General features: G+C 41.1%; 23 protein-coding genes. 7 read left to right on the top strand and 16 right to left on the bottom strand.

Annotated features, from left to right (window positions below):
• Positions 1-167: 167 nt before the first annotated feature.
• Positions 168-1,823 (bottom strand): dihydrolipoyl dehydrogenase family protein, encoded by a 1,656-nt coding sequence (locus tag WG989_RS01390; RefSeq protein WP_340426777.1) that lies wholly within the window; start codon positions 1,821-1,823, stop codon positions 168-170.
• A 187-nt stretch (positions 1,824-2,010) separates the two neighbouring features.
• Between WG989_RS01390 and WG989_RS01385 the strand changes: the two genes are divergently transcribed.
• The gene (locus tag WG989_RS01385; protein ID WP_340426776.1) at positions 2,011-2,472 is read left to right on the top strand and encodes an META domain-containing protein; all 462 of its coding nucleotides are present in this window, start codon (positions 2,011-2,013) and stop codon (positions 2,470-2,472) included.
• A gap of 4 nt (positions 2,473-2,476) precedes the next feature.
• On the opposite strand, the gene WG989_RS01380 is transcribed toward WG989_RS01385, so the two are convergent.
• Complete coding sequence (locus WG989_RS01380; protein WP_340426775.1) at positions 2,477-4,261, bottom strand: DNA polymerase III subunit gamma/tau; 1,785 nt, start codon at positions 4,259-4,261, stop codon at positions 2,477-2,479.
• Positions 4,262-4,412: 151 nt separating this feature from the next.
• On the opposite strand from WG989_RS01380, the gene WG989_RS01375 reads away from it, so the two are divergent.
• Positions 4,413-4,682 carry a hypothetical protein gene (locus WG989_RS01375; protein ID WP_340426774.1) on the top strand — a complete coding sequence of 90 codons (270 nt, stop codon included), beginning with the start codon at positions 4,413-4,415 and terminating at the stop codon, positions 4,680-4,682.
• Between the two features lie 4 nt (positions 4,683-4,686).
• Here WG989_RS01375 and WG989_RS01370 read toward each other — a convergent pair whose 3' ends face one another.
• From WG989_RS01370 to WG989_RS01360, 3 genes are read right to left on the bottom strand one after another with little or no spacing between them, the layout of a single operon-like run.
• Positions 4,687-5,841: a hypothetical protein gene (locus WG989_RS01370; RefSeq protein WP_340426773.1), complete on the bottom strand. Its 1,155-nt coding sequence runs from the start codon at positions 5,839-5,841 to the stop codon at positions 4,687-4,689.
• Positions 5,838-6,818 carry a DUF2157 domain-containing protein gene (locus WG989_RS01365; RefSeq protein ID WP_340426772.1) on the bottom strand — a complete coding sequence of 327 codons (981 nt, stop codon included), beginning with the start codon at positions 6,816-6,818 and terminating at the stop codon, positions 5,838-5,840. Before WG989_RS01365 ends, WG989_RS01370 begins: the two co-directional genes overlap by 4 nt.
• 21 nt (positions 6,819-6,839) lie before the next feature.
• Positions 6,840-8,000 carry a hypothetical protein gene (locus tag WG989_RS01360; RefSeq protein ID WP_340426771.1) on the bottom strand — a complete coding sequence of 387 codons (1,161 nt, stop codon included), beginning with the start codon at positions 7,998-8,000 and terminating at the stop codon, positions 6,840-6,842.
• Between the two features lie 62 nt (positions 8,001-8,062).
• On the opposite strand from WG989_RS01360, the gene WG989_RS01355 reads away from it, so the two are divergent.
• The 4 genes from WG989_RS01355 to WG989_RS01340 all read left to right on the top strand — a co-directional run bounded on the left by WG989_RS01355 (position 8,063) and on the right by WG989_RS01340 (position 13,563).
• Positions 8,063-9,523, top strand: coding sequence for a hypothetical protein (locus tag WG989_RS01355; RefSeq protein WP_340426770.1), 1,461 nt, complete (start codon positions 8,063-8,065; stop codon positions 9,521-9,523).
• 36 nt (positions 9,524-9,559) lie between these two features.
• Positions 9,560-11,044 (top strand): glycerol kinase GlpK, encoded by a 1,485-nt coding sequence (gene glpK / locus WG989_RS01350; protein ID WP_340426769.1) that lies wholly within the window; start codon positions 9,560-9,562, stop codon positions 11,042-11,044.
• Positions 11,045-11,141: 97 nt separating this feature from the next.
• Positions 11,142-12,704 (top strand): glycerol-3-phosphate dehydrogenase/oxidase, encoded by a 1,563-nt coding sequence (locus tag WG989_RS01345; protein ID WP_340426768.1) that lies wholly within the window; start codon positions 11,142-11,144, stop codon positions 12,702-12,704.
• A gap of 148 nt (positions 12,705-12,852) precedes the next feature.
• Positions 12,853-13,563 (top strand): MIP/aquaporin family protein, encoded by a 711-nt coding sequence (locus WG989_RS01340; protein ID WP_340426767.1) that lies wholly within the window; start codon positions 12,853-12,855, stop codon positions 13,561-13,563.
• On the opposite strand, the gene arsB is transcribed toward WG989_RS01340, so the two are convergent.
• The 4 genes from arsB to WG989_RS01320 all read right to left on the bottom strand — a co-directional run bounded on the left by arsB (position 13,564) and on the right by WG989_RS01320 (position 15,945).
• On the bottom strand, positions 13,564-14,640 hold the full coding sequence (gene arsB / locus WG989_RS01335) for an ACR3 family arsenite efflux transporter (RefSeq protein WP_340426766.1): 1,077 nt from the start codon (positions 14,638-14,640) through the stop codon (positions 13,564-13,566).
• A 6-nt stretch (positions 14,641-14,646) separates the two neighbouring features.
• Positions 14,647-15,264, bottom strand: coding sequence for a low molecular weight phosphatase family protein (locus WG989_RS01330; RefSeq protein ID WP_340426765.1), 618 nt, complete (start codon positions 15,262-15,264; stop codon positions 14,647-14,649).
• A gap of 46 nt (positions 15,265-15,310) precedes the next feature.
• On the bottom strand, positions 15,311-15,646 hold the full coding sequence (locus WG989_RS01325) for an ArsR/SmtB family transcription factor (protein ID WP_324231944.1): 336 nt from the start codon (positions 15,644-15,646) through the stop codon (positions 15,311-15,313).
• Positions 15,647-15,714: 68 nt separating this feature from the next.
• Positions 15,715-15,945, bottom strand: a complete 231-nt coding sequence (locus tag WG989_RS01320) for a hypothetical protein (protein ID WP_340426763.1) — start codon at positions 15,943-15,945, stop codon at positions 15,715-15,717.
• Between the two features lie 48 nt (positions 15,946-15,993).
• Between WG989_RS01320 and nifJ the strand changes: the two genes are divergently transcribed.
• Positions 15,994-19,551 (top strand): pyruvate:ferredoxin (flavodoxin) oxidoreductase, encoded by a 3,558-nt coding sequence (gene nifJ, locus WG989_RS01315; protein ID WP_340426761.1) that lies wholly within the window; start codon positions 15,994-15,996, stop codon positions 19,549-19,551.
• 78 nt (positions 19,552-19,629) lie between these two features.
• Here nifJ and WG989_RS01310 read toward each other — a convergent pair whose 3' ends face one another.
• From WG989_RS01310 to WG989_RS01280, 7 genes are all read right to left on the bottom strand, one after another.
• Positions 19,630-19,875, bottom strand: a complete 246-nt coding sequence (locus WG989_RS01310; protein ID WP_340426760.1) for a hypothetical protein — start codon at positions 19,873-19,875, stop codon at positions 19,630-19,632.
• Between the two features lie 65 nt (positions 19,876-19,940).
• Positions 19,941-20,183 carry a hypothetical protein gene (locus WG989_RS01305; protein ID WP_340426759.1) on the bottom strand — a complete coding sequence of 81 codons (243 nt, stop codon included), beginning with the start codon at positions 20,181-20,183 and terminating at the stop codon, positions 19,941-19,943.
• Positions 20,184-20,202: 19 nt separating this feature from the next.
• Positions 20,203-21,102 (bottom strand): alpha/beta hydrolase, encoded by a 900-nt coding sequence (locus WG989_RS01300; protein ID WP_340426758.1) that lies wholly within the window; start codon positions 21,100-21,102, stop codon positions 20,203-20,205.
• Between the two features lie 78 nt (positions 21,103-21,180).
• Positions 21,181-21,633: a DUF1569 domain-containing protein gene (locus WG989_RS01295; protein ID WP_340426757.1), complete on the bottom strand. Its 453-nt coding sequence runs from the start codon at positions 21,631-21,633 to the stop codon at positions 21,181-21,183.
• On the bottom strand, positions 21,624-22,031 hold the full coding sequence (locus WG989_RS01290; protein ID WP_340426756.1) for a hypothetical protein: 408 nt from the start codon (positions 22,029-22,031) through the stop codon (positions 21,624-21,626). The genes WG989_RS01295 and WG989_RS01290 overlap by 10 nt, the downstream gene beginning before the upstream one ends.
• Before the next feature lie 40 nt (positions 22,032-22,071).
• The gene (locus tag WG989_RS01285; protein ID WP_340426755.1) at positions 22,072-23,475 is read right to left on the bottom strand and encodes an NADH-quinone oxidoreductase subunit N; all 1,404 of its coding nucleotides are present in this window, start codon (positions 23,473-23,475) and stop codon (positions 22,072-22,074) included.
• 9 nt (positions 23,476-23,484) lie between these two features.
• Positions 23,485-24,975 carry a complex I subunit 4 family protein gene (locus WG989_RS01280; protein ID WP_340426753.1) on the bottom strand — a complete coding sequence of 497 codons (1,491 nt, stop codon included), beginning with the start codon at positions 24,973-24,975 and terminating at the stop codon, positions 23,485-23,487.
• Between the last annotated feature and the right edge of the window lie 60 nt (positions 24,976-25,035).

Here is a 25,035-nt window from a genome sequence, read left to right as displayed (position 1 = left end):
GAAGTGTGCGACGCAAGGAACGATGCGACTGGTACATCAGCTAAGTACAAAAATATTTTTTCTGCATTTTTCAGCAGATTCCTCGTACCTCGGAATGACAGCTGGCATCAACAAAAAAAATCCCGCCATTAAAGCGGGATAAATTTTTCAATAAAAGAACTTGTTACTTATACCAACATGGTAACAGGATTCTCAATATACTTTTTGAGTGTTTGTAAGAAGCTTGCACCCACGGCACCATCCACACTGCGGTGATCGCAACTCAAGGTTACTTTCATCACATTGGTTGTACCGAAGCTGCCATCCGCTTTCTTAATAACGATCTCTTTAATTCGGCCAACAGCAAGAATACAACTGTCGGGAGGATTGATGATGGCAGTGAAATCTTCAATATCCATCATTCCTAAATTCGAGATCGTAAATGTGTTGCCTGTAAATTCCTGCGGTTGCAGTTTACCTGTTCTTGCTTTATCGTATAAGCCATTTGCTTCAGCAGCGATCTGGCTTAAACTTTTTTGATCTGCAAATTTGAATACAGGAACAATCAATCCCTGATCAACTGCAACAGCACTGCCAATATGAATATGATTGTAAGTGCGGATGAATTCGCCCATCCATGAAGAGTTCACTGCAGGATGTTTGCGAAGTGCCATTGCACATGCTTTGATCATCATATCCTGGAAGCTGATCTTCACCGGGCTGATGGCATTCATTTGTGCACGTGCTGCCATGGCGTTATCCATGTTCAACTCCATTTTCAAATAGAAGTGAGGAGCTGTGAACATGCTTTCGCCCAAGCGACGTGCAATGGTTTTACGCATGCTGCCATTTGGCGTATCAACAAATCCTTCGCCAGCACCCGGTGTAAAGGCAATAACAGGAGCAGAAGGAGTTGCTGCTTTGGCTGCGGGAGCACTTGCAATAGCGGCAGCCGGTTTATAATTATCAATATCTGCTTTAATGATACGGCCACCATCGCCACTGCCTTGTACAGCGTGGAGATCAATGCCTTTATCAGCAGCAATTTTCTTTGCTAATGGTGAAGCTTTTACACGACCATTTTCGCTTGAAGATGTAGCCGGAGCAATTGATGTAGCTGTTGCAGGAGCGGCAGCCGGAGCAGCAGTACCTGCAGCTTGAGGTTGAGCCGGCGCACCCGGATTCTTAAACGCATTTACCAAAGCGGCCACATCAGTACCTGCTTTTCCAATTACGGCAATCACTTCGTTTATTTTGGCAGCCGAACCTGCCTCAACGCCTGTGTATAAAACAGTGCCGTCAACATAAGGAACTACTTCCATGGTGGCTTTATCGGTTTCAACATCAGCAAGACTTTCATCTGCTTTTACCGTATCGCCAACCTTTTTATTCCAGGCAACAATTTTCCCTTCCGTCATGGTATCGCTGAGCAGTGGCATGCGGATAACCGTTACACCCAATTGTGAAGCAAGTGCATCAGCATCAACACCGGCAGCTGCAGGAGCAGATGGAGTAGTTGCGGGAGCGGGGGCTGTAGTTTCAGTTGCCGCAGCGGCAGGTGCCGGTGCAGCAGTTCCACCTGTTATCAGGCTTTTATAATCTTCGCCTTCCTTTCCTACAATTGCAATGATTTCATTGATTTGTGCAGCCTTTCCTTCAGGCACGCCAATATAGAGTAATGTACCGTCGGCATAGCCTACCACTTCCATGGTTGCTTTATCTGTTTCCACATCAGCAAGCACATCGTCGCTTTTAACTTTATCGCCCACCTGCTTGTTCCATTTCACTATTTTTCCCTCGGTCATGGTATCACTTAACAGGGGCATACGAATCACTTCAGCCATAAGATCAATTTTTAGTCGTAATGAGGGCGTGAAATTAAGGCAATTTGAGCAAATATCGACCTGTGGTTTCTGGTCAATAACTGTTAGTTTTTAGGAGGACATGAAACAACCCGAAATAGTATAAAAAAATAATTTTTAGAAAGGCAACGGGTTTGGTAGTTTTAATGTCAGGATTTAAAAAACAGGTATGCGTTATTTTTTACTATCAGCAATATTGGTCGTGTTTATTGTGTCGTGCAAAAGAGAATCAAGCGGAAACAATGGACAAAGAACAGACCTTACAGGTACCTGGATGTTAACGGAGGTAAAAGATAAAAGTACCGGATCAACTATCAGCTATCCGGCAGGAACACAGGAGCGCATTCAAATTACGTTACGGGAAGATGGGTCGTTCGGTGGCAAAACAAGAGTGAATTTATTTGAAGGTGGAACTTACACGGTGCCGGCTACCGGCCGCATACTTTTTGGTTCATTGGGGATGATGACAAAAGTGGCAGAAGATCAATTAGGTACAGCATTTTTTACTGTATTGGGAGCCTGTCATCTTCAATCAATTTCGCCGTGTGCTCCTTCTACGTACACAATCAACGGGAACATGATGGTCATTGTCAGCCCCCTCCGTTATGATATAACATTTGTGAAGTTGTGAGTAATCAATAATCCAGTTCCAACCCTAAGCGGTCTTTCAATTCCTTTACCAACGGATATTTCTCCGTCATTTTCATGAATTGTTCTTTGGTAGATAAAGGCCGTTCGACGGGATTTGTATCTTCCGGTGCTTCAATAAGATCAACATGCATATTGAGGCCGGGGTTATGGAAAAAATGCTGGATATGCTCGAGCAAAGCGGTTTTTTCCTGTTTCAGAAAACCGAGCTGAATATTCCCGTTGCAAACAATTTCAAAATCAAGGGGCGATCTTAAGCGACATTCCATCATTTCGAAATTGGAAACCACTGAATGTTTGCTGGCCGTGCGAAGTTTGAGAATGTATTCCTGCCAGGCAATTTTGAGTTGCTCCGCATCCATTTCTTTTTGCTGGTCGGCTGTCTTGCTGCTCTCGGCTGCAATTTTTTCCCTGAGTTTGGACAATCCGCCTTTTACACCTGTAGTGGACGTTTGTTTAGGAACAGCTGTTGCTGTAGTTGGTTGTTGTGTATAGGTTGCCGGCTGTTCAACCCTGTAGCTCGGTTTGGGTTCTTCGATGATCAACTTCGCTGTACCTGATTCTTGAACTTTGTTCCCTGTACTTACAGCCTGCTCCTTCACTTCCATTGGCTTGAGTGCACGGAACTGAACAGCCTTTGCTTTATCAACTACTTTTTTTTTATCAGTGAGATCGAGTGCCTGTTGCAGGTAGGTGAGTTTGATCAATGCCAACTCAACATGCAGGCGCTTGTTACGGGCCTGTTTGTAATTGATCTCTGCTTCGTTCAATACATTCAATGCACTGATGATATAAGAAGCAGACGTTTTTTTAGAAGCAGAAGTGTATTTGTCTTTAAAGCTTTCCACCACTTCCAGCAAGTTGGCTACCTTTTCATCTTTACACACCAATAAGTTGCGGAAGAATTCAGCCATGGCATTTAACACCATATCACCTTCAAAACCTTTGCGGTTAATATCATCAAACAACAACATCGCATCCGCTAATTGCTGTTGCTGCATAGCTTCCAACAACTTGAAAAAATAATCTGCATCCAAAATATTCAGATGCTCCAATGTATTCTGATACGTTAATTCGCCATTGGTAAAACTTACGATCTTATCCATGATGCTGAGTGCATCACGCATACAACCTTCACTTTTTTGAGCAATTACCTGCAGGGCCGGTTTCTCAGCTTTGATCTCTTCTTTGTCAACGATCTCCTGCAAATGATCAACGGTATCGTTGGTGGTGATGCGTTTGAAATCGAAGATCTGGCAACGGCTTAAAATGGTGGGCAGAATTTTATGTTTCTCCGTAGTTGCTAAAATAAAAATGGCATAGGAGGGCGGCTCTTCCAATGTTTTCAAAAATGCATTGAAGGCACTGGAACTAAGCATGTGTACCTCATCGATGATGTACACTTTGTATTTTCCCATCTGCGGTGCAAAACGAACCTGCTCAATCAATGAACGGATATCATCCACCGAGTTGTTACTGGCAGCATCGAGTTCATGAATGTTGAGCGATGTGCCTTCGTTGAACGTGCGGCAACTCACACATGTATCACATGCTTCACCGTTGGGTTGAATGCTTTCGCAGTTGATGGTCTTTGCCAGAATACGGGCACAGGTGGTTTTGCCCACACCTCTCGGACCGCAAAACAAAAAGGCATGTGCCAACTGGTTGTGGCTGATGGCGTTTTTGAGTGTGGTGGTGATATGCGTTTGCCCCACAACTGTATTAAAGGTTTGGGGTCTGTATTTCCGTGCTGAAACAATGAATTTATCCATAACTGCGGGTGCAATTTAGGGAAAAAGCAGAGGATACATTTTTGTTCCCTGTCCATTTCCCTGGATTGTAAAGAACTTGCATTTACAGGCATCATTAACTAACTTTAATAGAGCCATTTTGATCCCGCCATATGGATTAAAAATTTCTTATATGAAAAGGGCTTTATTATTAATCGGACTTTCATTTTTTTTTGCTACTTGTGTAAAAGTAAATACTCCAAAATGTGAGGTATGGGAAGTGACTGATGAAAAAAACTATTTGGGAAGCGGTATTGATTGGAGTTGTGCGGGCAAGAGAACTTATCAACTTGTTTTTTGTGGCGATGCCTTAAAAGATGCCAGACCCGGCAATACAAAAGTGATCGGTGGTGGAGATTGCCAGACAACCAGGACTTTTGTTCGTTTTATAAGAAATTTTTAGAAATTCAAAACTCTCCCCCAGCTCCTCCGCCGCCAAAACTCCCGCCGCCAAATTTGGTCGTATCTGCCGGCTTTGCCTGTTGCCCCAATGTTTCAACAACTACCAGTGATTCGATCAGCGATTTTTCATCTTTGTGTTTGCTCTTCAACTCAGCATAAGTAAAACCAAACTTTGGTTGCTTTAAATAATTGATCAATGCATAGGAAAGAATAAGCAGAACTGCTCCTGCGATTGTCATTGCTACTTCTAATGGAACAACAGAATGATAATAACGGATCGTAAAGATCATGGCGGCAATCAACAGAATTCCTATTCGTAAAAAAATAACATCTTTCTTTTGGATGCCGATGACAATATAAACGAGCGGGATGAGAACCGTCAATATCCAGAACAACCATCCGAAAGGCAACGAACCATCACTGGTTAAATGAAACATGGCATTGTTCACTTCTCTCACCACATAATAATTTCCGGCTGCATAAAAGCTTAGCAAACTACAAATGATGATGACGGTAAAGCAATGCTCATAGTTTTTCAGGGTTTCTTTTTTTTCTAGTCGGTTCATTAAAAAATAAACGGTTGCGGAAGCAGCCATGAGCACAAATGGGATGACGGCTTTTGAAATTCCGAGATGATCTGTAAAGAGAAAAAAGAGCATGGCCAGAAAGCTGAGATACGCAACTGCACTCATGATCCTGTCTGCAAACCGGACCGAACAATAAAACGAAATGAAGAACGTAAGAATACAATTCGTCAATGCACCCGAATCAATGATGAGGATAAGGCTGCCCAACAGCATACCTGCAGAATTCCACATCAATGCATCATCTACTCCGGATTTATAATGATTGTTTTTATCAATCATGAATTCCAATGCTGCATAGGTAAGTAGTGAAAAGAACAACAACAACCCTTTCCATACATTTTCACCCGAACTCATGAAGACTAACGAAAAAAGACTGAAGGAAAACGAAACAATGATGCCGGTTAAGATGAACAGCCCGATGCGGATAAAAAAGTTCGGTGTATAAAATTGTACCGGGTATTTTTCTTTGATCTGCTGCAATTCCTCAGCGCTGAGCAGATTGTTTTCGAAGGCAGCCGTTGCTTGCTTGCGCACATCGTTATTGTGCAGCGATGTTTTGTTATAAGCGATCATGCTGCTTTTATTTTACGGTTCGATCGGATCAGGAATAAAACAAGACCAATTCCTGACGAAATAAAATAAAGTAATCCAATATAGATGGAGCTCAGTCCAAATCTCCCAACCGAATCGATCAGTTGAATAACTACGTAGCCCATACCAATATAAGTATATAAGGTAGTAGCTACTAAAAAATAGAATGATTTGTTTTGTATTGATCTTGTATAGAAAAAGAAAGCCAATGCGATCAGTAGCAGAAACCAGAGCAGGTACACATTATCGAAACGGAACATTGCTGCAAGGCAGGAAATAAAAAGAAGGTGGGTGCCAAAGTTGGCATAGATAAATTCAAAATGCGGTTTAAATGCTTTCATTTTTGAAATAAAAGCTAACGCAACAAGAAAAGCTCCAAGAAACAAACTTGTGTAAATAATGGTGCTGCTGTTAAAATCATTTGTCTTTAGTAATTGTGACGGTGTAACGGTTATTCCGATCCATGCGGCTAAGTTGGTAATAGCCAAACTGAGTATACCAAGGTGATCAAAAAAATAGGCAGAGAAGAATAAGACGAGCATTGGTAAAAAAGTAGCCAGTCCATATTTTGTTCCAAAAACATTGTATTGAAATTGCAGGTAAGCAATAAAACTCAAAAAGGTTAAACAGGCAAGGAGCAAAACATAATCAAAATAAACATTGGGCGATTCTACTTTAGATAACGCAAAAGGGAGTTTTGTTTTAAAACAATAAAAAAAGGCAGATGCACAGATTAATGCAATGAAAACTAAAATGGCTTGATGACCAATGGTATCAATATTTTTATAAATGAGGATACCAAGTCCGCCACTTAAAAGCAATACACCCAAGTATAGAAGCGTGCGGATATCCCAATGCAGGGAAATCGTTTTATTGTTTGAAGCGTTCTTTATTTGTTCAAACGAGCTGTCAGAAAGAAGACCTTCCGTGTGGATTTGTTCGAATAGCCGGGTATTCATGACAGTAATGATAAGAATTTTTTACAACACCGGATGCCGTTTAAATTCTTTCTTCCTGTCAAACAAAAAGCGATAGGTAATTAACCGACGGCTGATATGTGTGCCCAGGCTGGCAGCCACATTCATCATACGTGGATTAAAATCGCCGATCCATTGCATTTCATAATCATCATATAACATGGGGGCTTGTATCACTTTCGCCGCTTCAATGATCATGAACGCATCCACACCTTTGTGCTGATGCTCGGGCACAATACCGAAGATGATGCCCGTGAATTTTTTATTCCGCTTGGTTGCTTTTACCCAAAGAAATTTGAGTTTACTCCAAAGATCGAAACGCCCGTTTAATTCCATGAACCATTGATTGAGGTCGGGTAAGTTCAACCACACAGCAACCGGTTCATTGTTATAATAGGTAAACCAGCAAATGCGTTCATCCATCACCGGTTTCATCGCATTGAACATGGCCATGGCTGTTTTTTCTTCCATCTGCTTAAGCCCTGCATGACCAGCCCATGCTTTGTTATAAACCGTACAAAAATCTTTTGCAAATTTTTCGAGTTGATTCACTTTAATGTGAACGGCTTTGTAGTTGGGATCTTTTGCCAGGCGATCATGACGTTCATAAAATTTTTGATCCAGTTTATCCTTTACTTTCAGCGAATAGCAATATTGATTGAAGAATAATTGAAACCCGTAGTTCTCAAATAACTGTTGATAGTAAGGAAGATTATAATTCATGCAATACAGTGGCTGCTGAAAACCCTCTACCTGCAAACCCCACCAGCGGTCACGCTCACCAAAGTTGATAGGGCCATCCATGGCTTCCATTCCTTTGCTTTGCAACCAGTTCTTAGCTGTATCGAATAATAAGTTCGCTGCGTTTTGATCGTTGATGCATTCGAAAAAACCAATACCGCCAACGGGTACATCGTCACCTTTCGATTTGTATTTCTTGTTGACGAATGCAGCAATGCGTCCAATTAATTTGCCATCAGCATTTTTTAATACCCAACGGATCACTTCACCATGGCGATAAGCTTTGTTTTTCTTTTCATCAAATACCTGTTCAATATCCTTATCCAACGGACGGATCCAGTTGGCATCATGTTTATATATTTCTATAGCAACCTGTAAAAATTCTTTTGCCGATCGCCTGTCAATAACTTCAATTGTTTGCATAATGGAGTATCAAATTTAGCTGAACTTTCTTAACAGGATATTTTGTTTTATTTATGATTTATTTGCTGGTGAAAGAAGCGGCTACGTTTATTTTTGAACTACTAAACCTACTACTTATGAAGCAACTTATACTTCTCGTTACAATTTTCCTATTTATACTCCCTTTTGTTTCTAAAAGTCAAGACAGTAGTTTTCAATTGAAGGATTACAAATACCGCACACCTGGGTTTAAAGCATTACTGCTAAATTTCAACGCATCCGGAAGTTTATATGATGGGAAAGGGGGTACTCGAACGGATGTTAAGGGAAACCAATTTAACTCCAATTCCGTCATCAATTATTACCGGATAATCAGTACCGATAAGCGTCAACACATTTCCACAATTAGTTTTAACCCGGTATTCAATTTTGTTAAAAACGACAATGGTGGTGTGGTGACAGAACGTAACCGGCAACTTAGAATTGATGCTGACTGGCGCAGGATGGATCGTTTTTTTAACAGCAGAAATTTGTTTTTTGAGGTGGGAAATGAGCTGGGGGCTTCAAGCGCAAATCAAAAGAGTAGTTCACAATTCGTGGATTATAAATCAAAAAATAATACGGTTTCCAATATGCTGATACTTGGTGTTGGAAAAGGACGTTTGGAAAATGTGCAGGATGCTCAGATGGCAAAGTTCATTATAAACGACCTGCAGAAAATGGGGCTGCTTGATCGTCTGCCGGATGCTGCAACGGAATATGAACTAGCTGTGTTGATCACTGACATTAACAACCGTCGTGTGTTTGATGATCGCAAACGACTAATCTATGAATTGACACGTATCGATTCTTTTTTACAAAGTAAACAGTTGGTAAAGACCCCATCGATTGCCTACTTTACAACAGTGAATGATAACTGGTTGCTTGCATTCAATCCCGGACGGTTAAGTGGTACAAGAATCTATGCACAACTAAAGCCCGGGATTAGTTTCATTATTGCCGGAGTGAGACTGACAGACTCAACTTCATTTCCTTATAAGGATGATACGAAGCAGATCGAATATTTTTATGAACCGGAAATAGGAATTGAGCACCAAAAGCCAATAACACTGCAGTGGCAGCGGGTTGCTTCTGCGTCAATTCGTTTCAGACAAACTTTTAAGAGAGATACTAGAAAAAGTGAATCGATTTCCGGTCCATTGGAGTTTGAACAATTTGAAACATACCCGCAGTTATCGTTCAACTCTTTTTATGGGGTTGGCTATTTCCCAACAAACCGGACGATTGTAAATGGAGGCCTGAGCTTTGATGCTGTTTATAGGCAACAAAATATCGCAATAGGCCGACATTCATATTTTTCGCTTGTTCCGGGTTTGCGATTCTCGGCTGACTACTTTATTAATTTCCGTACAAGACTATTCCTTAATGCAGATATTAATTACTACTACACAGAGTTCAGGGATAATATACTCTCGATGCCTGTTTATAATAAAAATATTGTAACAGGCAATTTCAATTTCGGTTTTTCCCATGTCATTTTCTAATGATTGTTGCAACAGGTTTTTGTGTAACTTGTTTTCATGACGAAATACATTCTTGCCTTAGACCAGGGAACAACCAGCAGTCGTGCCATTGTGTTCGGGCATGATGGAAGCATTGTATCGGTTGCACAAAAAGAATTCAAACAGATATTTCCACAGCCCGGTTGGGTTGAACATGATCCTGAAGAAATCTGGAGTACACAATTGGGCGTAGCTGCAGAAGCGATCACGAAAGCAGGATTGAGCACAGAAAATATCCATGCTATTGGTATCACCAATCAACGTGAGACAACGGTGGTGTGGGATCGTAATACCGGCAAGCCGGTCTACAATGCAATTGTGTGGCAGGATCGACGCACAGCCGATTTCTGCGATGAATTGAAACGAAAAAATCTGCACATATTGATTCAACAACGAACAGGGTTGGTAGTTGATGCATACTTCAGTGCATCAAAAGTGAAATGGATCTTAGATAATGTGGAAGGCGCAAGAGCAAGAGCAGAAAAAGGTGAACTCTGTTTTGGGACTGTTGATACCTGGTTGTTGTGGAATCTTACAAAAGGACAGGTACATGCAACAGATGTAACGAATGCAAGCCGCACCATGCTCATGAATTTACAAACACTGCAATGGGATGGTGAGTTAGAAAAGATTTTCAATATACCCGGCAATATGTTGCCGCAAATACGCAGCAGCAGTGAAGTATTCGGCACCACACAAAACATACTAACGGCCACCAATATCCCTATTGCAGGCATTGCAGGCGATCAGCAGAGTGCATTGTTTGGTCAGTTGTGTACACACCCCGGCATGGTAAAGAATACTTACGGTACAGGTTGTTTTATGCTGATGAATACCGGTGAGAAAGCCGTTATCTCCAAAAACAATCTCTTAACCACTGTTGCATGGAAGATCAATGGTAAGACAGAATATGCATTGGAAGGAAGTGTGTTTATTGCCGGTGCGGTGGTGCAATGGCTGCGTGATGGACTGGGCATTATCCGCTCTTCAACCGATATTGAAAAACTTGCAGCGAAAGTAACCGATAGCGACGGTGTATATATGGTGCCGGCATTTACAGGTTTAGGTGCGCCTTACTGGAACCAACATGCAAGAGGAACCATTGTTGGTATTACAAGAGGAACAACTGCGGCACATTTTGCAAAAGCAGCATTGGATAGTATCGCTTATCAAACAGTTGATGTGTTGAAAGCCATGGAAGCCGATTCGGGCATTGAGATCAAAGAATTAAGGGTAGACGGTGGTGCTACTGTTAATAATCTGCTGATGCAGTTTCAAAGTGATCTGTTGAATACGGCGGTTGTTCGTCCCCGTATTACAGAAACAACTGCATTGGGCGCTGCATATCTTGCCGGACTCGCCACAGGTTACTGGAACAGTATTGATGAAATACAGGAGCAATGGCAGGTCGATCGAAAATTTGAGAGCAGCATGGACGAAGACAAACGGGAAAGCCTGATGAATGGCTGGAAGAAAGCGGTGAAGGCGGCACAGAGCTATTAAAGAAAGCCAATAGATATTAGCTGTTAGCCAACAAATATCTATCCCTTAACTTTAGGCGTTTAATTTTCGATTTTCCATTTTCAATTTTTCATTTTAGTTGAATCGTTCACAACAAATACAACAATTAAAAACCACTAACCATTGGGATATCATCATCATTGGTGGTGGCGCAACCGGATTAGGTGCAGCAGTTGATGCAGCAGCACGTGGTTACAAAACACTTTTACTGGAACAACACGATTTTGGCAAAGGAACATCCAGCCGCTCTACCAAACTCATACATGGCGGGGTGCGTTATCTGCAACAAGGGAATTTTCGTTTGGTGCGTGATGCACTTCGTGAACGTGGATTGTTGCTGAAGAATGCACCACATATTGCTCATCGTTTGAAATTGGTATTACCTGCTTATCGATGGTGGGAGAAATTATATTACGGACTTGGTTTGAAAGTATACAATTTTCTTTCAGCGAAATTAAGTCTGGGCCCGAGTGAAATTTTATCGATCAAGAAAACACAGGAATACATTAAAGGTCTTGATGGAAAAAAATTAAGCGGTGGCGTGGCGTATTACGACGGGCAATTTGATGATGCACGTTTATGTGTGTCGTTGGCGTTAACAGCTGCCGATGTAAGTGCAACAGTGTTGAATTATTGTAAGGTTACAAATCTCATTCATGAACAAGGAAAAGTAGCAGGCGTAAACATTCATGATTGTTTGACTGAGGAAACATACGAAGCAAGAGGCACTGTGGTGATCAACGCAACCGGTGTGTTTGTGGATGATGTGTTGAAGATGGATGATGATGGCTTGACAAAAACAGTTTCACCTTCGCAGGGAATACATATTGTTGTAGAGAAAACATTTTTCCCCGGCGATCAGGCCTTGTTTATTCCACGTACTGATGATGGTCGTGTTTTGTTTGCTGTTCCGTTTCATGATAAAGTAATTATCGGTACAACTGATACCAGTGTTGATACAGCGGTGATTGAACCATTACCATTGGAAGATGAAGTGGAGTTTGTGATCAATCATTTCAACCGTTATGTGCATACAGGTTTAAAACGCAGCGATGTAAAGAGTGTGTTCGCCGGTTTGCGTCCGTTGGTGAAAGTGCCCGGACAAAAGAAAACAGCTGTGCTTCCCCGTGATCATACCATTTGGGTATCAAAAGGCGGTATGATCAATATCAGTGGTGGTAAATGGACCACGTATCGCAAGATGGCACAGGAAGTAATTTTGAAAGCACACTATGAAGGTGGACTTGCATACACACGTTGTCAGACAGAAACCATGAAGTTGCATGGCTGGATGAAGAAAGTGGATTTCGACGATCCGTTGTATTATTACGGAAGCGATGCTGCTGCGATCCGTTACCTGCAACATCAGGGTTTTTCGCAATTGATTCATCCGAACTTACAATATACCATTGCGGAAGTAGTGTGGGCTGTAGGACATGAAATGGCCATGACGGTGGAAGATGTATTGGCAAGAAGAACAAGAGCGTTGATCCTTGATGCAAAAGCTGCAATAGAAGCAGCACCGCTTGTTGCTGATATTATGATGAAGGAATTGAATAAAGATGAAGTGTGGAAACAAAAACAGATCGAAGCATTTAATGAAGTGGCGAAGGGCTATGTGTTGGGAGAAGTACGAAGTTAGAAGTACGAGGTAAAAGAAGTAAGAAGCAGGAGGTAAGAAAGCGTTGTCACATTCTAACCATACCTGACGACAGGCAAGCGGTACAGATTTCTTTTGCTATGAACGATGAATCATCCACCACGAACAACTAAAACCAAACGACTGCCATATGTCACCCTTCCTTGCAGAATTCATCGGTACCATGTTTATCATCTTACTAGGTAATGGTGTTGTGGCCAATGTATTGTTGGCAAAATCAAAAGGACAAAACGGGGGATGGATCGTCATCACATTTGGATGGGCCATTGCTGTATTTGTAGGAGTGTACAGCAGTGCAACAGTGAGTGGTGCACATCTCAACCCGGCCATCAGTATTGCGTTGGCAGCGATCGGAAAATTTGAATGGACTTCTGTTCCGTACTATATTCTTGCACAGGTATTGGGTGCAATGACAGGTTCTTTTTTAATGTGGCTCGCTTACCGAAAACATTTTGATGAAGTGAATGATGCTGATGCAATGATGGCGATCTTTTGTACAGCACCAGCCATACGAAATACCGCTGCTAACCTTACAACAGAAATCATTGGCACATTTGTACTGATGTTAGGTGTGTTATTTATTGTAGCACCACAAAATAGTTTAGGAGCATTGGATGCATTGCCTGTTGCGTTACTGGTGTTAGGTATTGGTTTGAGTTTGGGCGGACCAACAGGTTATGCAATTAATCCTGCACGTGATCTTGGTCCACGGATCATGCATTTTATTCTGCCGATAAAAAATAAACGCAACAGTGATTGGAGTTATAGCTGGGTGCCGATTGTTGGTCCAATCATTGGCGCATTGATTGCTGTTAGAGTTTGGACCTTGCTGCAAGGCTGATCAGGCAGCTTGTTTTTGAACATAATATTTATTGCGTAACCAAAACGCAACATTCACCAAGGCGATCAATGCCGGCACTTCTACCAACGGACCAATTACACCGGCAAAGGCTTGTCCGCTGTTGATACCAAATACACCAATGGCCACAGCGATCGCTAATTCAAAATTGTTACCTGCCGCGGTGAATGCAATGGATGCATTGGTAGAATAATCAGCGCCCATTTTTTTACCGATGAAGAAACTCACCAAGAACATAATAGCAAAATAGATCACCAACGGAATTGCAATGCGTACTACATCCAATGGAATCTGTACGATCAATTCACCTTTTAAACTGAACATCACGATAATGGTAAACAACAATGCAATTAGCGTGATGGGTGAAACAAACGGAATGAATTTCGTTTGATACCATTCTTCACCTTTCAGCTTTAATAAAAAATAGCGTGTAAGAAAGCCGGCTAAAAACGGAATGCCTAAATAAATAGCAACCGTCTCTGCAATTTCTCCGATTGTTATATTCACAACTGATCCGCTGAAACCAAATAGCGGCGGCAATACAGTAATGAACACATAAGCATAGATGCTGAACATCAACACCTGGAAAATGCTATTCAACGCAACAAGTCCGGCTGCATATTCACGACTGCCTTCTGCCAGTTCGTTCCAAACAATCACCATGGCAATACAACGTGCAAGGCCAATCAGAATCAGGCCAACCATGTATTCCGGATAGTCGTGCAGAAAAATAATTGCCAGTGCAAACATGAGGATGGGGCCAATGATCCAGTTGAGCAGCAATGAAACACTCAACACTTTTGTATTCTTAAATACTTCTTTCAGTTTGTCGTATTTCACTTTCGTAAACGGCGGATACATCATCAGGATCAAACCAATGGCTAATAGAATATTGGTAGTGCCCGATGAAAATGAATTGATGAAAGTAGCTGAAGAAGGAAAGCAATAGCCAATGCTAACACCAATGGCCATTGCTAAGAAGATCCACAAGGTCAAATACCTGTCTAAAAAACTTAATTTCTTTCGCTCGTGTGCAGGGGCACAGTTGTTTGTACTCATAGTATGTTAGTTGTTTACAACTTTTGAAAACACATACAGGCATTCCATGGCAATCTGGTTGCTGCGTTCGGTATATTTTTCATCCTGCAGAATAGTGTTGTCAAATGCTTTCGGATCGTTGTAAGTAGTACCGATACGCAGATCGCAACCGGGAATGAACGGACAATTATCTTCTGCATCAGAACATGTCATGATGGCCGCAAAGTTTTGCGCAGGATTTATTTCGTGGTTATATACTTTCGAAAAACAAGTGGTGAATTTATCTTCAGCAAAGTACACTTCATACACAGGGTTCGTTGTTTCTGTTGTTTTTTTTACTTTGAAACCTGCTGTTGTAATTGCCTTGATCGCATTTGGGTTGAACGCTGTTGCTTCTGTTCCACCGGAAAATGTGTACACATTATCAATGTTATAATATGCTGCTGCTACTGCTGCCCATACCTGTCCTAAATGACTGCGACGGGAATTGTGCGTACATACATAAACGAGATTGATGGCTTCGTTTATTGCTGCTTTTCCGCTGATGTAAGCCGCAATTTTTTCCAGTAGTTCTTTACGCTCTGCCGGAATTTCTTTAAAGTTCTTTACCAGTGCTTCGCAACGTTCCTTGATTGGTTGGTACATGTATGATGTATTGTAAATTGAAATAATTTTTAATCGAAGAATATGTTTAACAGCATCCGTTTTCTTTTGCCGCAGGAAGACTATGAAAGAAACCTGTAACCAGTGTTTCTACTTTTTTCCATTCCTTTTCATTAATGCAATAGCTTACACTTGTGCCTTCGGTGCAGCCTTTGATGATGCCGATCTGTTTTAATTCTTTTAAATGCTGCGAAATCGTGGCCTGTGCTAAACCCAGTTCTTCCACCAGGCTGCCGCAGATGCAATGCTCTGCTTCCAGTAAATGTTGCAGAATGGCAATGCGAGCCGGGTGCGCCAAAGCTTTAAGAGTAGCTGCCAGCTTGTTTTGCTTTGCTGTAAAAATTTCTGTTTTAGTTGTACCCATTCAATCGCAATATTACGATCGATAAGGGAGCTGGCAAATTAATTTTGTGCTGGTTGAAGAATAGCACATCAATCGTTTTGCAGAAAATTCATCTTTAATGCAAGTTGTTGATTAGGCGACACAACAACGGAACAACCATGATCATCATTTGCACAATCGACGGGCTTAATGCCGCAATGAAAACAGAACCCCGACGAGTGCGACGCAACAGTTGACGCCATATAATGCAACTGCTGACCAACACCCATGCTTTCCCTGTTTTCCTCACCGCAATTAGTTTTTTTACTGATAAGCGTCATTCACCACCCATGCAGGGTCGGGTAATTTCGTTGCTTCAAATCAATTACATGGAAGCAACAACCAACCCCGTAACACAAGACAAAGCATTGTATGAAGTAATGGATGGCAATGAGGCCGCTGCATATATTGCTTATAAATGCAATGAAGTATGCGCCATTTATCCTATTACTCCTTCGAGCACAATGGGCGAGTGGGCCGATGAATGGAGTGCCAAAGGCATGAAGAATATTTTTGGTACTGTTCCCCGTATTATGGAAATGCAAAGTGAAGCGGGTGCTGCAGGTGCTATACACGGTGCATTGCAGGGCGGTGCATTGGCTTCTACATTCACCGCATCGCAGGGATTGTTGCTGATGATTCCCAACATGTATAAAATTGCAGGTGAATTAACACCTACTGTATTTCATATTGCCGCACGTAGTTTGGCTACGCATGCGCTTTCTATTTTTGGTGATCATAGTGATGTAATGGCGGTTCGTCCAACAGGTTTTGCGATGTTGTTTGGTAACAATCCGCAGGAAGTGATGGACATGGCGTTGATCGCTCAATCAGCTACGTTAAAAGCAAGAGTTCCGTTTCTGAATATTTTTGATGGCTTCCGTACTTCGCATGAACTCAATGAGGTTGAAGTAATCCCTGATGAAATCATTGAACAAATGATGGATATGGAAGCCATTCATGCACATCGTAACCGTGCATTGAATCCGAACAATCCTTCGATACGTGGTACGGCACAAAACCCTGATGTGTTTTTCCAGAACAGGGAAGCGGCCAATACTTATCATGCAAATGTTCCTTCTATTGTACAATCAACCATGGATGAGTTTGCAAAACTCACCGGACGTCAATACAGTTTATATGAATATTACGGACATGCACATCCTGATCGTGTAATTGTGATCATGGGCTCAGGGTCAGGTGCAGTAAAAGAAACTGTTGATTATTTGAATGAACGGGGATCGCATGTAGGGATGATCGTAGTACGTTTGTTCCGTCCGTTGGATGTGCAGGCGTTTATCAATACCATTCCGAAAAGTGTGGTAAGCATTGCTGTACTCGACAGAAGCAAAGAGCCAAACGGAATTGGTGAAGCACTTTACATGAACGTGGTGAATGCATTGAATGAAGCACAGGAAAATCATCATGCACATGTGATTGGCGGACGTTATGGTTTATCAAGCAAAGAATTTACACCGGCGATGGTGAAAGCAGTGTTCCGTGAATTGAAAAAAGACAAACCAAAAAATCACTTTACTATTGGTATTGATGATGATGTTACGCATACAAGTTTAGAGTACGACAAAACATTTAACCTGGAAACACAACATAAGTTCCGTGGTTTGTTTTTTGGATTAGGTGCCGATGGAACAGTGAGTGCAAATAAAAACTCCATCAAAATTATTGGTGATAAAACCAACGATCATGTGCAGGGATACTTTGTGTACGATTCAAAAAAATCAGGATCGTTAACGGTATCGCATTTACGTTTTGGTGAAAACCCGATTCATTCAACTTACTTAGTGCAATCTGCAAATTTTGTTGCTTGTCATCACTTCAATTATCTCACGAAGTATGATATTTTGAAAGATGCAGAAGAAGGTGCAGTGTTTTTATTGAATGCGCCATATGATCAGGATGAATTGTGGACTATGTTGCCGAAGAAAATTCAGGAAGAGATCGTTCATAAGAAATTAAAATTCTATGGCATTAACGCATACACTGTAGCAAAAGAAGCCGGTATGGGCAACCGTATCAATACCATTCTGCAAACCTGTTTCTTCGCCATCAGTAATGTATTGCCGAGAGAAGAAGCCATTGCAAAAATTAAAGAAGCGATTTATGATACGTATTGGAAGAAAGGTGAAGCAGTGGTGCAGAAGAACTATGAAGCAGTAGATCAAACACTGGCGAATTTATATGAAGTTGATTATTCAAAATATTTAATCGGCAACAGACCAATTGGTGATGCTGTTCCTGATTCTGCACCGGACTTTGTAAAAGAAGTATTGGGTAAAATTATTGCAGGCGAAGGTGATGAATTACCGGTGAGTGCGTTCCCGATTGATGGTACATTCCCAAGTGGTACAACCAAATGGGAGAAACGCAACATCGCTGATGCCGTGCCGGTTTGGGATACATCGTTGTGTACACAATGTGGTAAATGTTTTATCATTTGTCCGCATGCAGCCATTCGTCCGAAAGTGTACGACAAATCATTATTGGAAAATGCACCTGCAGGTTTTCAACATGTAGATCCGATTGGTAAAGAATGGAACAAAGAAATAGAAGCATACACGTTGCAGGTATCAACAGAAGATTGCACCGGTTGTACATTGTGTGTGGAGTTCTGTCCCATTACCAGTAAAACCGATCCCGGTCATAAAGCCATCAACATGATGGATAAAACACCGATTCAGGAAAAAGAAAAAGAGAATTGGGATTTCTTCCTGAGCATTCCTGAAGTAGACCGTACAAGAGTGAATAAGAATACTGTGAAAGGTTCACAGTTTTTTCAACCGTTGTTTGAGTTTAGCGGTGCATGCGCCGGTTGCGGTGAAACACCTTACTTGAAATTACTCACTCAATTGTTTGGTGAACGTATGATCGTTGCCAATGCAACAGGTTGTTCTTCCATCTTTGGCGGTAATCTTCCCACCACACCATGGACAACGAATAAAGCAGGTGTTGGACCGGCATGGGCCAACAGTTTATTTGAAGATAATGCAGAGTTTGGTTTGGGTATCCGTATGGCGAGTGAAAAGAAGAAAGAAATGGCGTTGCAATTGATGGATGAATTACGGCCGATGATTGGTGAAGAGCTGGTTGATAAAATTATCAATACCAATGAAACAACAGAAGCAGGCATTCATGAAAAACATGAATTGGTACTTGAACTGAAAAACCGTTTGAAGCATGAACGATCCATGGCTGCGTTGAACCTGTACCATCTTGCAGATTTTCTTGCAGAGAAATCGATCTGGATCATTGGTGGTGATGGTTGGGCTTATGATATTGGTTATGGTGGATTGGATCATGTACTGAGTACAGGTGAAAATGTAAACATCATGGTATTGGATACCGAAGTGTACAGCAATACCGGTGGACAAAAATCAAAATCAACTCCGTTAGGTTCCAGTGCGAAGTTTAGTGTGAATGGAAAAACTACCGGTAAGAAAGATCTGGCGATGCAGGCCATTGCACATGGTACAGCATATGTTGCGCAAATTGCGATGGGTGGAAATGATATGCATACCATCAGAACAATTCTTGAAGCAGAAGCATATCCGGGTCCATCGTTGATCATTGCATACAGTCATTGTATTGCGCATGGTATTGATATGGCTCATGGCGCAGAAGAACAAGACTTTGCAGTGAAGAGCGGTTACTGGCCATTGTTCCATTACAATCCAATGAAACCAAAAGGTCAACGCTTTGTGGTTGATTCAAAAGATCCTTCACTCGACCTGGCTGAGTTTATGTATCATGAAAACCGTTTCAACATTATTAAAGCAAAAGATCCTGAACTCGCTGCACGTTTTATGGAACAGGCACAGGATGCAAAAGTGAGCAGATGGGAACGATTGGAAACATTAAAAGGATTATAGCATATTGACCCATATGAATAAAGAAAAGGGAGTTTCGTGAGAAGCTCCCTTTGTTGTTTTTGGTATTCAATGCTTGATTTATTTCTTTCTCGAATCCAACTCTGCTTTAATTTTTTTCAGATTCATGAAGTTAATGATTGCAATAGGCATGAAGGCAAAAGGTAAAATAGCTGTAACGCTGAAACCTTTCTTCATGTAGGAAAAAACAGCAGAAATAAACATGATGATGATGGATGCAATAATAACTGTGACTGCGATGGTCATTATCCGCATGTTTTTCTTTAATTCTTCATCTGTCATTTCTGAAAGTTGCTTTTGTGCCATGTATTGAGTAGTTGGTTTAGTTGAAAGATGAATATTCGACACCTGATTGTTCAAAAAATGTTTTATTACTTTCTCAAAGCTAATTCTGCTTTGATCTTTTTAAGATTCAATAAGTTGCTAATAGCGAGTGGCGTAAACAAGAGCGGAAGAATAGTGGTAGTTGAAAATCCTTTTTTTGAATAGCCAATGATGGCAGATATCGTCATTACCAAAACCGCAACTGCCATCAGAACGACTGCGAAAGTTAATTCTTTCTGTCTTTTCTTTAACTCTTCGTCTGTCATTTCTGAAAGTTGCTTTTGCGCCATAAGTCTTGATTTGTATTTTTTAGTTTGCTTGTTGCAGGAAACGAGATACATCCGCTACCCATTCCTCTTGATATTTCAGCAGGTAATTTTCATGTCCTGCAAGTTGATATGTTTTCAATTCTTTTTTGCCTTTAATGTTTTTAAAGATCGCATCAATTTCTTCACGACTTACGTTTCTGTCTTTCTCACCATATAAAAGTAAGGTTGGACAATTTACTTTCAAAGAATATTTAACCGGATTGTGACCAAACGCCCAGAATCCATTTTGCACGCCACCCCAAAAAACCAGCAATCCCGCCATCGGAAAAACAGGCGCATTCATGATTCGGAACCGTGCACATGTAGTTTGATACATGGATCCAAATGGACATTCAATGATGATTGACTTTGGAGTTAGGTCGTGATCGCTGATCGATTTAAGTATGGCGACGGCACCCATTGAAGTCCCGAATAGATAAATATTTTGTTCTCCTTTCGTTTTTAAATAATCATAAACGGTTTTGACCTGCTCGGCTTCTTTGTAACCAAGTGTGGTTTGATTTCCTTCGGAGCCACCGCTTCCCATAAAGTCCACAAGTATTGTATTGTAGCCAAGCTTTTGAAATTCTTCCGCCTTATCCATCATGGAAGATTTTTCACCACTGTATCCATGAAAGATGGAAACAGTACCTTTTGCTGAATCTCTGTTGTAATGAGACTTCATATACCAGCATTCAATTCGCTTATTGCTTTGGAGTGTTACAACTTCCACGGTCTTTCCTGTATCCGTTTTATTGTTTGGTCGGGGATTGTTTACACCTGTAAGTAATGTTTTGATCTTATCAAGTGACGAAAGTTTTTCCGGGCTTTTTGTTTTTTCAACGGCTGCTTCTGAAAAATGTGTGAATTTATATGCATGGAAATATGCCACTGCATTCATGAAGAGAAATGCAATAACGAAAAGCCATAAAAGCCTTTTGTATGTTTTACGCTTAAACATAGTAGTGAAGATAATTGATTACACTCCAAACTGCCGCAGATGATGATCGAGATGTTTCCACATACTCCTGCCCCATTGCTCTGCTTTCATGGGGCCGAAGGTGGGATGCATTTTATCGCCGATACCACTTGCACCTCTTTCGTGAAAAGCTTTTACGATGGAAAGCATTTCTGCTTTTTCTTTTTCAAAATCACGATCGTCTTTAATAATAAAGTTTGGGGCAGTAGGTAAACTTTTCCGGTAAGGTCTTGAATTATACAACACAGGACGAAAGATCCAGCCGATATAACTGATGGGAAGTCGCTTTAATTTTTTACTGGTGAGTGGAACTTTGTAGGCTTCTTTGCAATGGGCCAGCATTTGTGCTGCAGTCATCTTTCCCCATTGACGTTCACTGGTTGCCGTTAGGTTTTGCAAACGAATGATGATCTCTTCATAGGCCTGCTGATCAAACAAATTCTTTACTTCCATTGATGACTGTTTTCGTCTAGAGAAAAGTAAGGGATATTATCGCTGCTTGTCGCTTCTTCCTGTTGCCAGTAAGCCAATGTAACAACACGGTTATCTTTTGTTTTCAACAACCGACCAAAAATCGCATTCGTTGCATTGAATGTAACATCGGTAACACCAACTGTAAATGTTTCAGGTGGCGGTGGGGCAGGAGCTGCTTCAACCGGAGCTTCACCTTCAACCGGTTTAGGAGCTGGCGCTGATTTTGGCGGAGGAGATGGAACAACAATTACTTTATAGCGATTGAATTCAAGCAAGTCTTTTAAAAACGCAACACGTTCTTTTGAAGCATTCTTTTCCACGATGGCACATTTCACTCCATCAAGGTCTTCGAATTCATGATTTTTATTAATAGCCATACACGAAAAGTTAAACACGAATTAATCGAATTACACGAATTTATTTCACCAATGAATAAATATATTCATAAGCACCGCTTACAATGCCGGTGATCACAATACCTGCAACACAAATGGCCATTGAAAGTTTTGGTGCCCATGTTATCTCTACTTTTTCAATCGGCGTTTCATTGGCATCCATAAACATGGCTTTGATGATACGCAGATAATAATAGAGCGATACCACCATGTTCAATGCAGCAATAGTGATCAACGGGTAATTATTTTTTCCAGCACCTGCTAGTATCAAAAAGAATTTTCCAAAGAAACCGGCTGTCGGTGGAATACCTGCCAATGAAAACAAAGCAATTGCTAATACCCATGTCAGCAATGGATTGGTTTTATAAAAGCCTTTGAAATCATCAATCGTCTCTTTCCCTTTTTCTGAACTTACCAAACTCAACACGCCAAACGCTGCAAGATTAGAGAATATATAAATGAGCACAAAATAAATAACCGAACTCTGTCCGATGGAATTTGCACCGGTTACACCGATCAAAATAAAACCAACCTGCGAAATCGAAGAGAAGGCGAGGAATCGCTTTACATTTTGTTGACGTATGGCAAAGAGATTACCAACGATCATTGATAAAACTGCCAGCACTGCAATGATATTGTACCAATGAAATATTAGTTGAGCAAACACAGAAAAAAGTACCGTAGTCATCGCAAAGATCATACTGCCTTTGGAGATCACGGATAAATATGAAGTAACAGCAATCGGCGAACCTTCGTACACATCGGCTGTCCACAAATGAAAAGGTACTGCTGATATCTTAAAACCAAAGCCCGCTAAAATGAGTATAAAAGAAAATAAGAATAGTGGTTGATCAGATGCTGCTGTCTGTAATTCCGCAAAACTCACCGTGCCGGTAACCCCATACATCATCGAAATGCCAAATAATAACAAACCTGATGCAAATGCAGACGACATGATGTATTTCATGGCTGCTTCAGATGAACGTCTTTTCTCCAGATCAAAATTGGCCAATGCTGCCAATGGAATACTTGCCAGTTCCAATCCTACATAGAACATCAAAAGATTACTGCTGCTCAGCATAAAGAACATGCCCAGCAATGTAGAGAGCATCAGCAAATAAAATTCTGTTGCATGTTTATGTTTCAGTAACCAGTTGTACGATTGTAAGGAGATAAGAAGCGTTCCGAGGTTGAGAATATTTTTTTCCAATCGAAGCAGATCATTTTGTTGAAACATATCGCCAAATAAACTTCCTTTTCCTTGAAAGAAAAATCCGGCAGCAAGGTTGATCGCTAATAAAACATTCACTACCAGCAACACATTCTTTGTCTTCCATTCCACTGTACTCAGCTTCATGAATAGTAAAATAAAGATGATTGCCGTTAACAGCAATTCCTGTTGCATCAAAAGAAAAAAGTTACTCATTGCTTCGTTTTACTTTATCGATCCTAACTTTTGTATAATTACTTCTGTCCCGGGGTTGATAAGATCTGTTAACCAGAACGGCACAATACCCATCACTAATATTCCAACTAATAGAACAACGGCCGCTGTTTTTTCATTCCAGCCGGCGTCACCTAATTGCAGATGTTCATTATTTTTTATTGGTCCCATGATCGATGAACCAACTGCTCTTAAAATATAAACCGCTGTTACTACAATGGAAGCACAGGCAACAATGGTAGCCGTGTGATAGAATGCGCCTGCACGTTGCCAGCTACCCATAAACACCGTCATCTCTGCAACAAATCCACTTAAGCCGGGTAAGCCAAGTGAACACAAACCTGCAATTACAAATACAGAAGAAATGAACGGCATTACTTTTAATAAGCCGCCAAGTTGTGCAACCTGTCTTGTATGTGTTCGATCGTAAATCATGCCGATGACAGCGAAGAAAAGGGCCGTCATTAAACCATGACTTACCATTTGCAACACAGCACCGTTGATGGACGTTTTCGTTAACATACCAATACCCAGCAATACAAAACCACAATGGCTCACGGAAGAGTAAGCGTTGATGTATTTAAGATCGGTCTGCATCATTGTCGCAAAGGCGCCATATAAAATTGCAATGCAGGATAAGATGATAATGATGGTTGAATAATATTCGGCTGCATCAGGCATTAAATACGTTGCAACACGCAGGCAACCATAACCGCCGAGTTTCATAGAGATACCCGCCAAAAACATCGATGCTGCTGTTGGTGCACTTGAGTGACCATCGGGCACCCATGTATGAAAGGGAAAGAGTGCAGTGAAAATACCAAACCCAATAAATGCAAACGGGAAGAATAAGTTTTGCAAGGCAGGCGAAATATTCTGTTTTGAAATCTCCAAGAGATCAAATGAATGAACGCCGTTGATGCTGGTATTATAATATAAACCGGAGAGTCCCACAAACACTAATGCAGAACCGGCCATCAACATCAACGCCAGTTTCAGGGCACTGTATTCTTTCTTGCCACTTCCCCAGATACCGATCAATAAAAACTTTGGTATCACTGCTACTTCCAGGAAGAAGAACATGGTAAAGAGATCGAGAGATATGAAGAATCCGTATGCTCCTAAACTTAAGAAGAGCAACAAAAAGAAAAATTCCTTATGCATGGTTTCCTGCTTCCATGAAACCAACACACCAGCTAATACCACAAATGCTGTTAAGAGAATCATCGCTACTGAAATACCATCTACGCCAACATGATAACCTATATTGAGTGCTTTGTACCATGTATGATTCTGTTCAAACAAGAACGCAGCATTGTTCGTTGCCCGTTCTGCAAGGAACTGCATCAACAGGAATAAACCTGCGCCCAATTGTACAACGGCAGCAACTAAAGCAACGAGGCGTACCTGTTTTTGTCCTTTCACTACTAATAACAGCAGCGAAAATACAAGTGGTAATATGAGTAGTAACGTGAGGTTCATATTCTGTTATTCGTTTTAGTGAAGTGCCATCGGCACGCCATATTAGTAGCCCCAAATTGT

Origin of the sequence: Lacibacter sp. H407, from assembly GCF_037892605.1 — a bacterium.
Classification (GTDB): Bacteria; Bacteroidota; Bacteroidia; order Chitinophagales; family Chitinophagaceae; genus Lacibacter.
The sequence above is the reverse complement of the archived record's forward strand: the minus strand, read 5'-3'. Positions and strand labels throughout refer to the sequence as shown.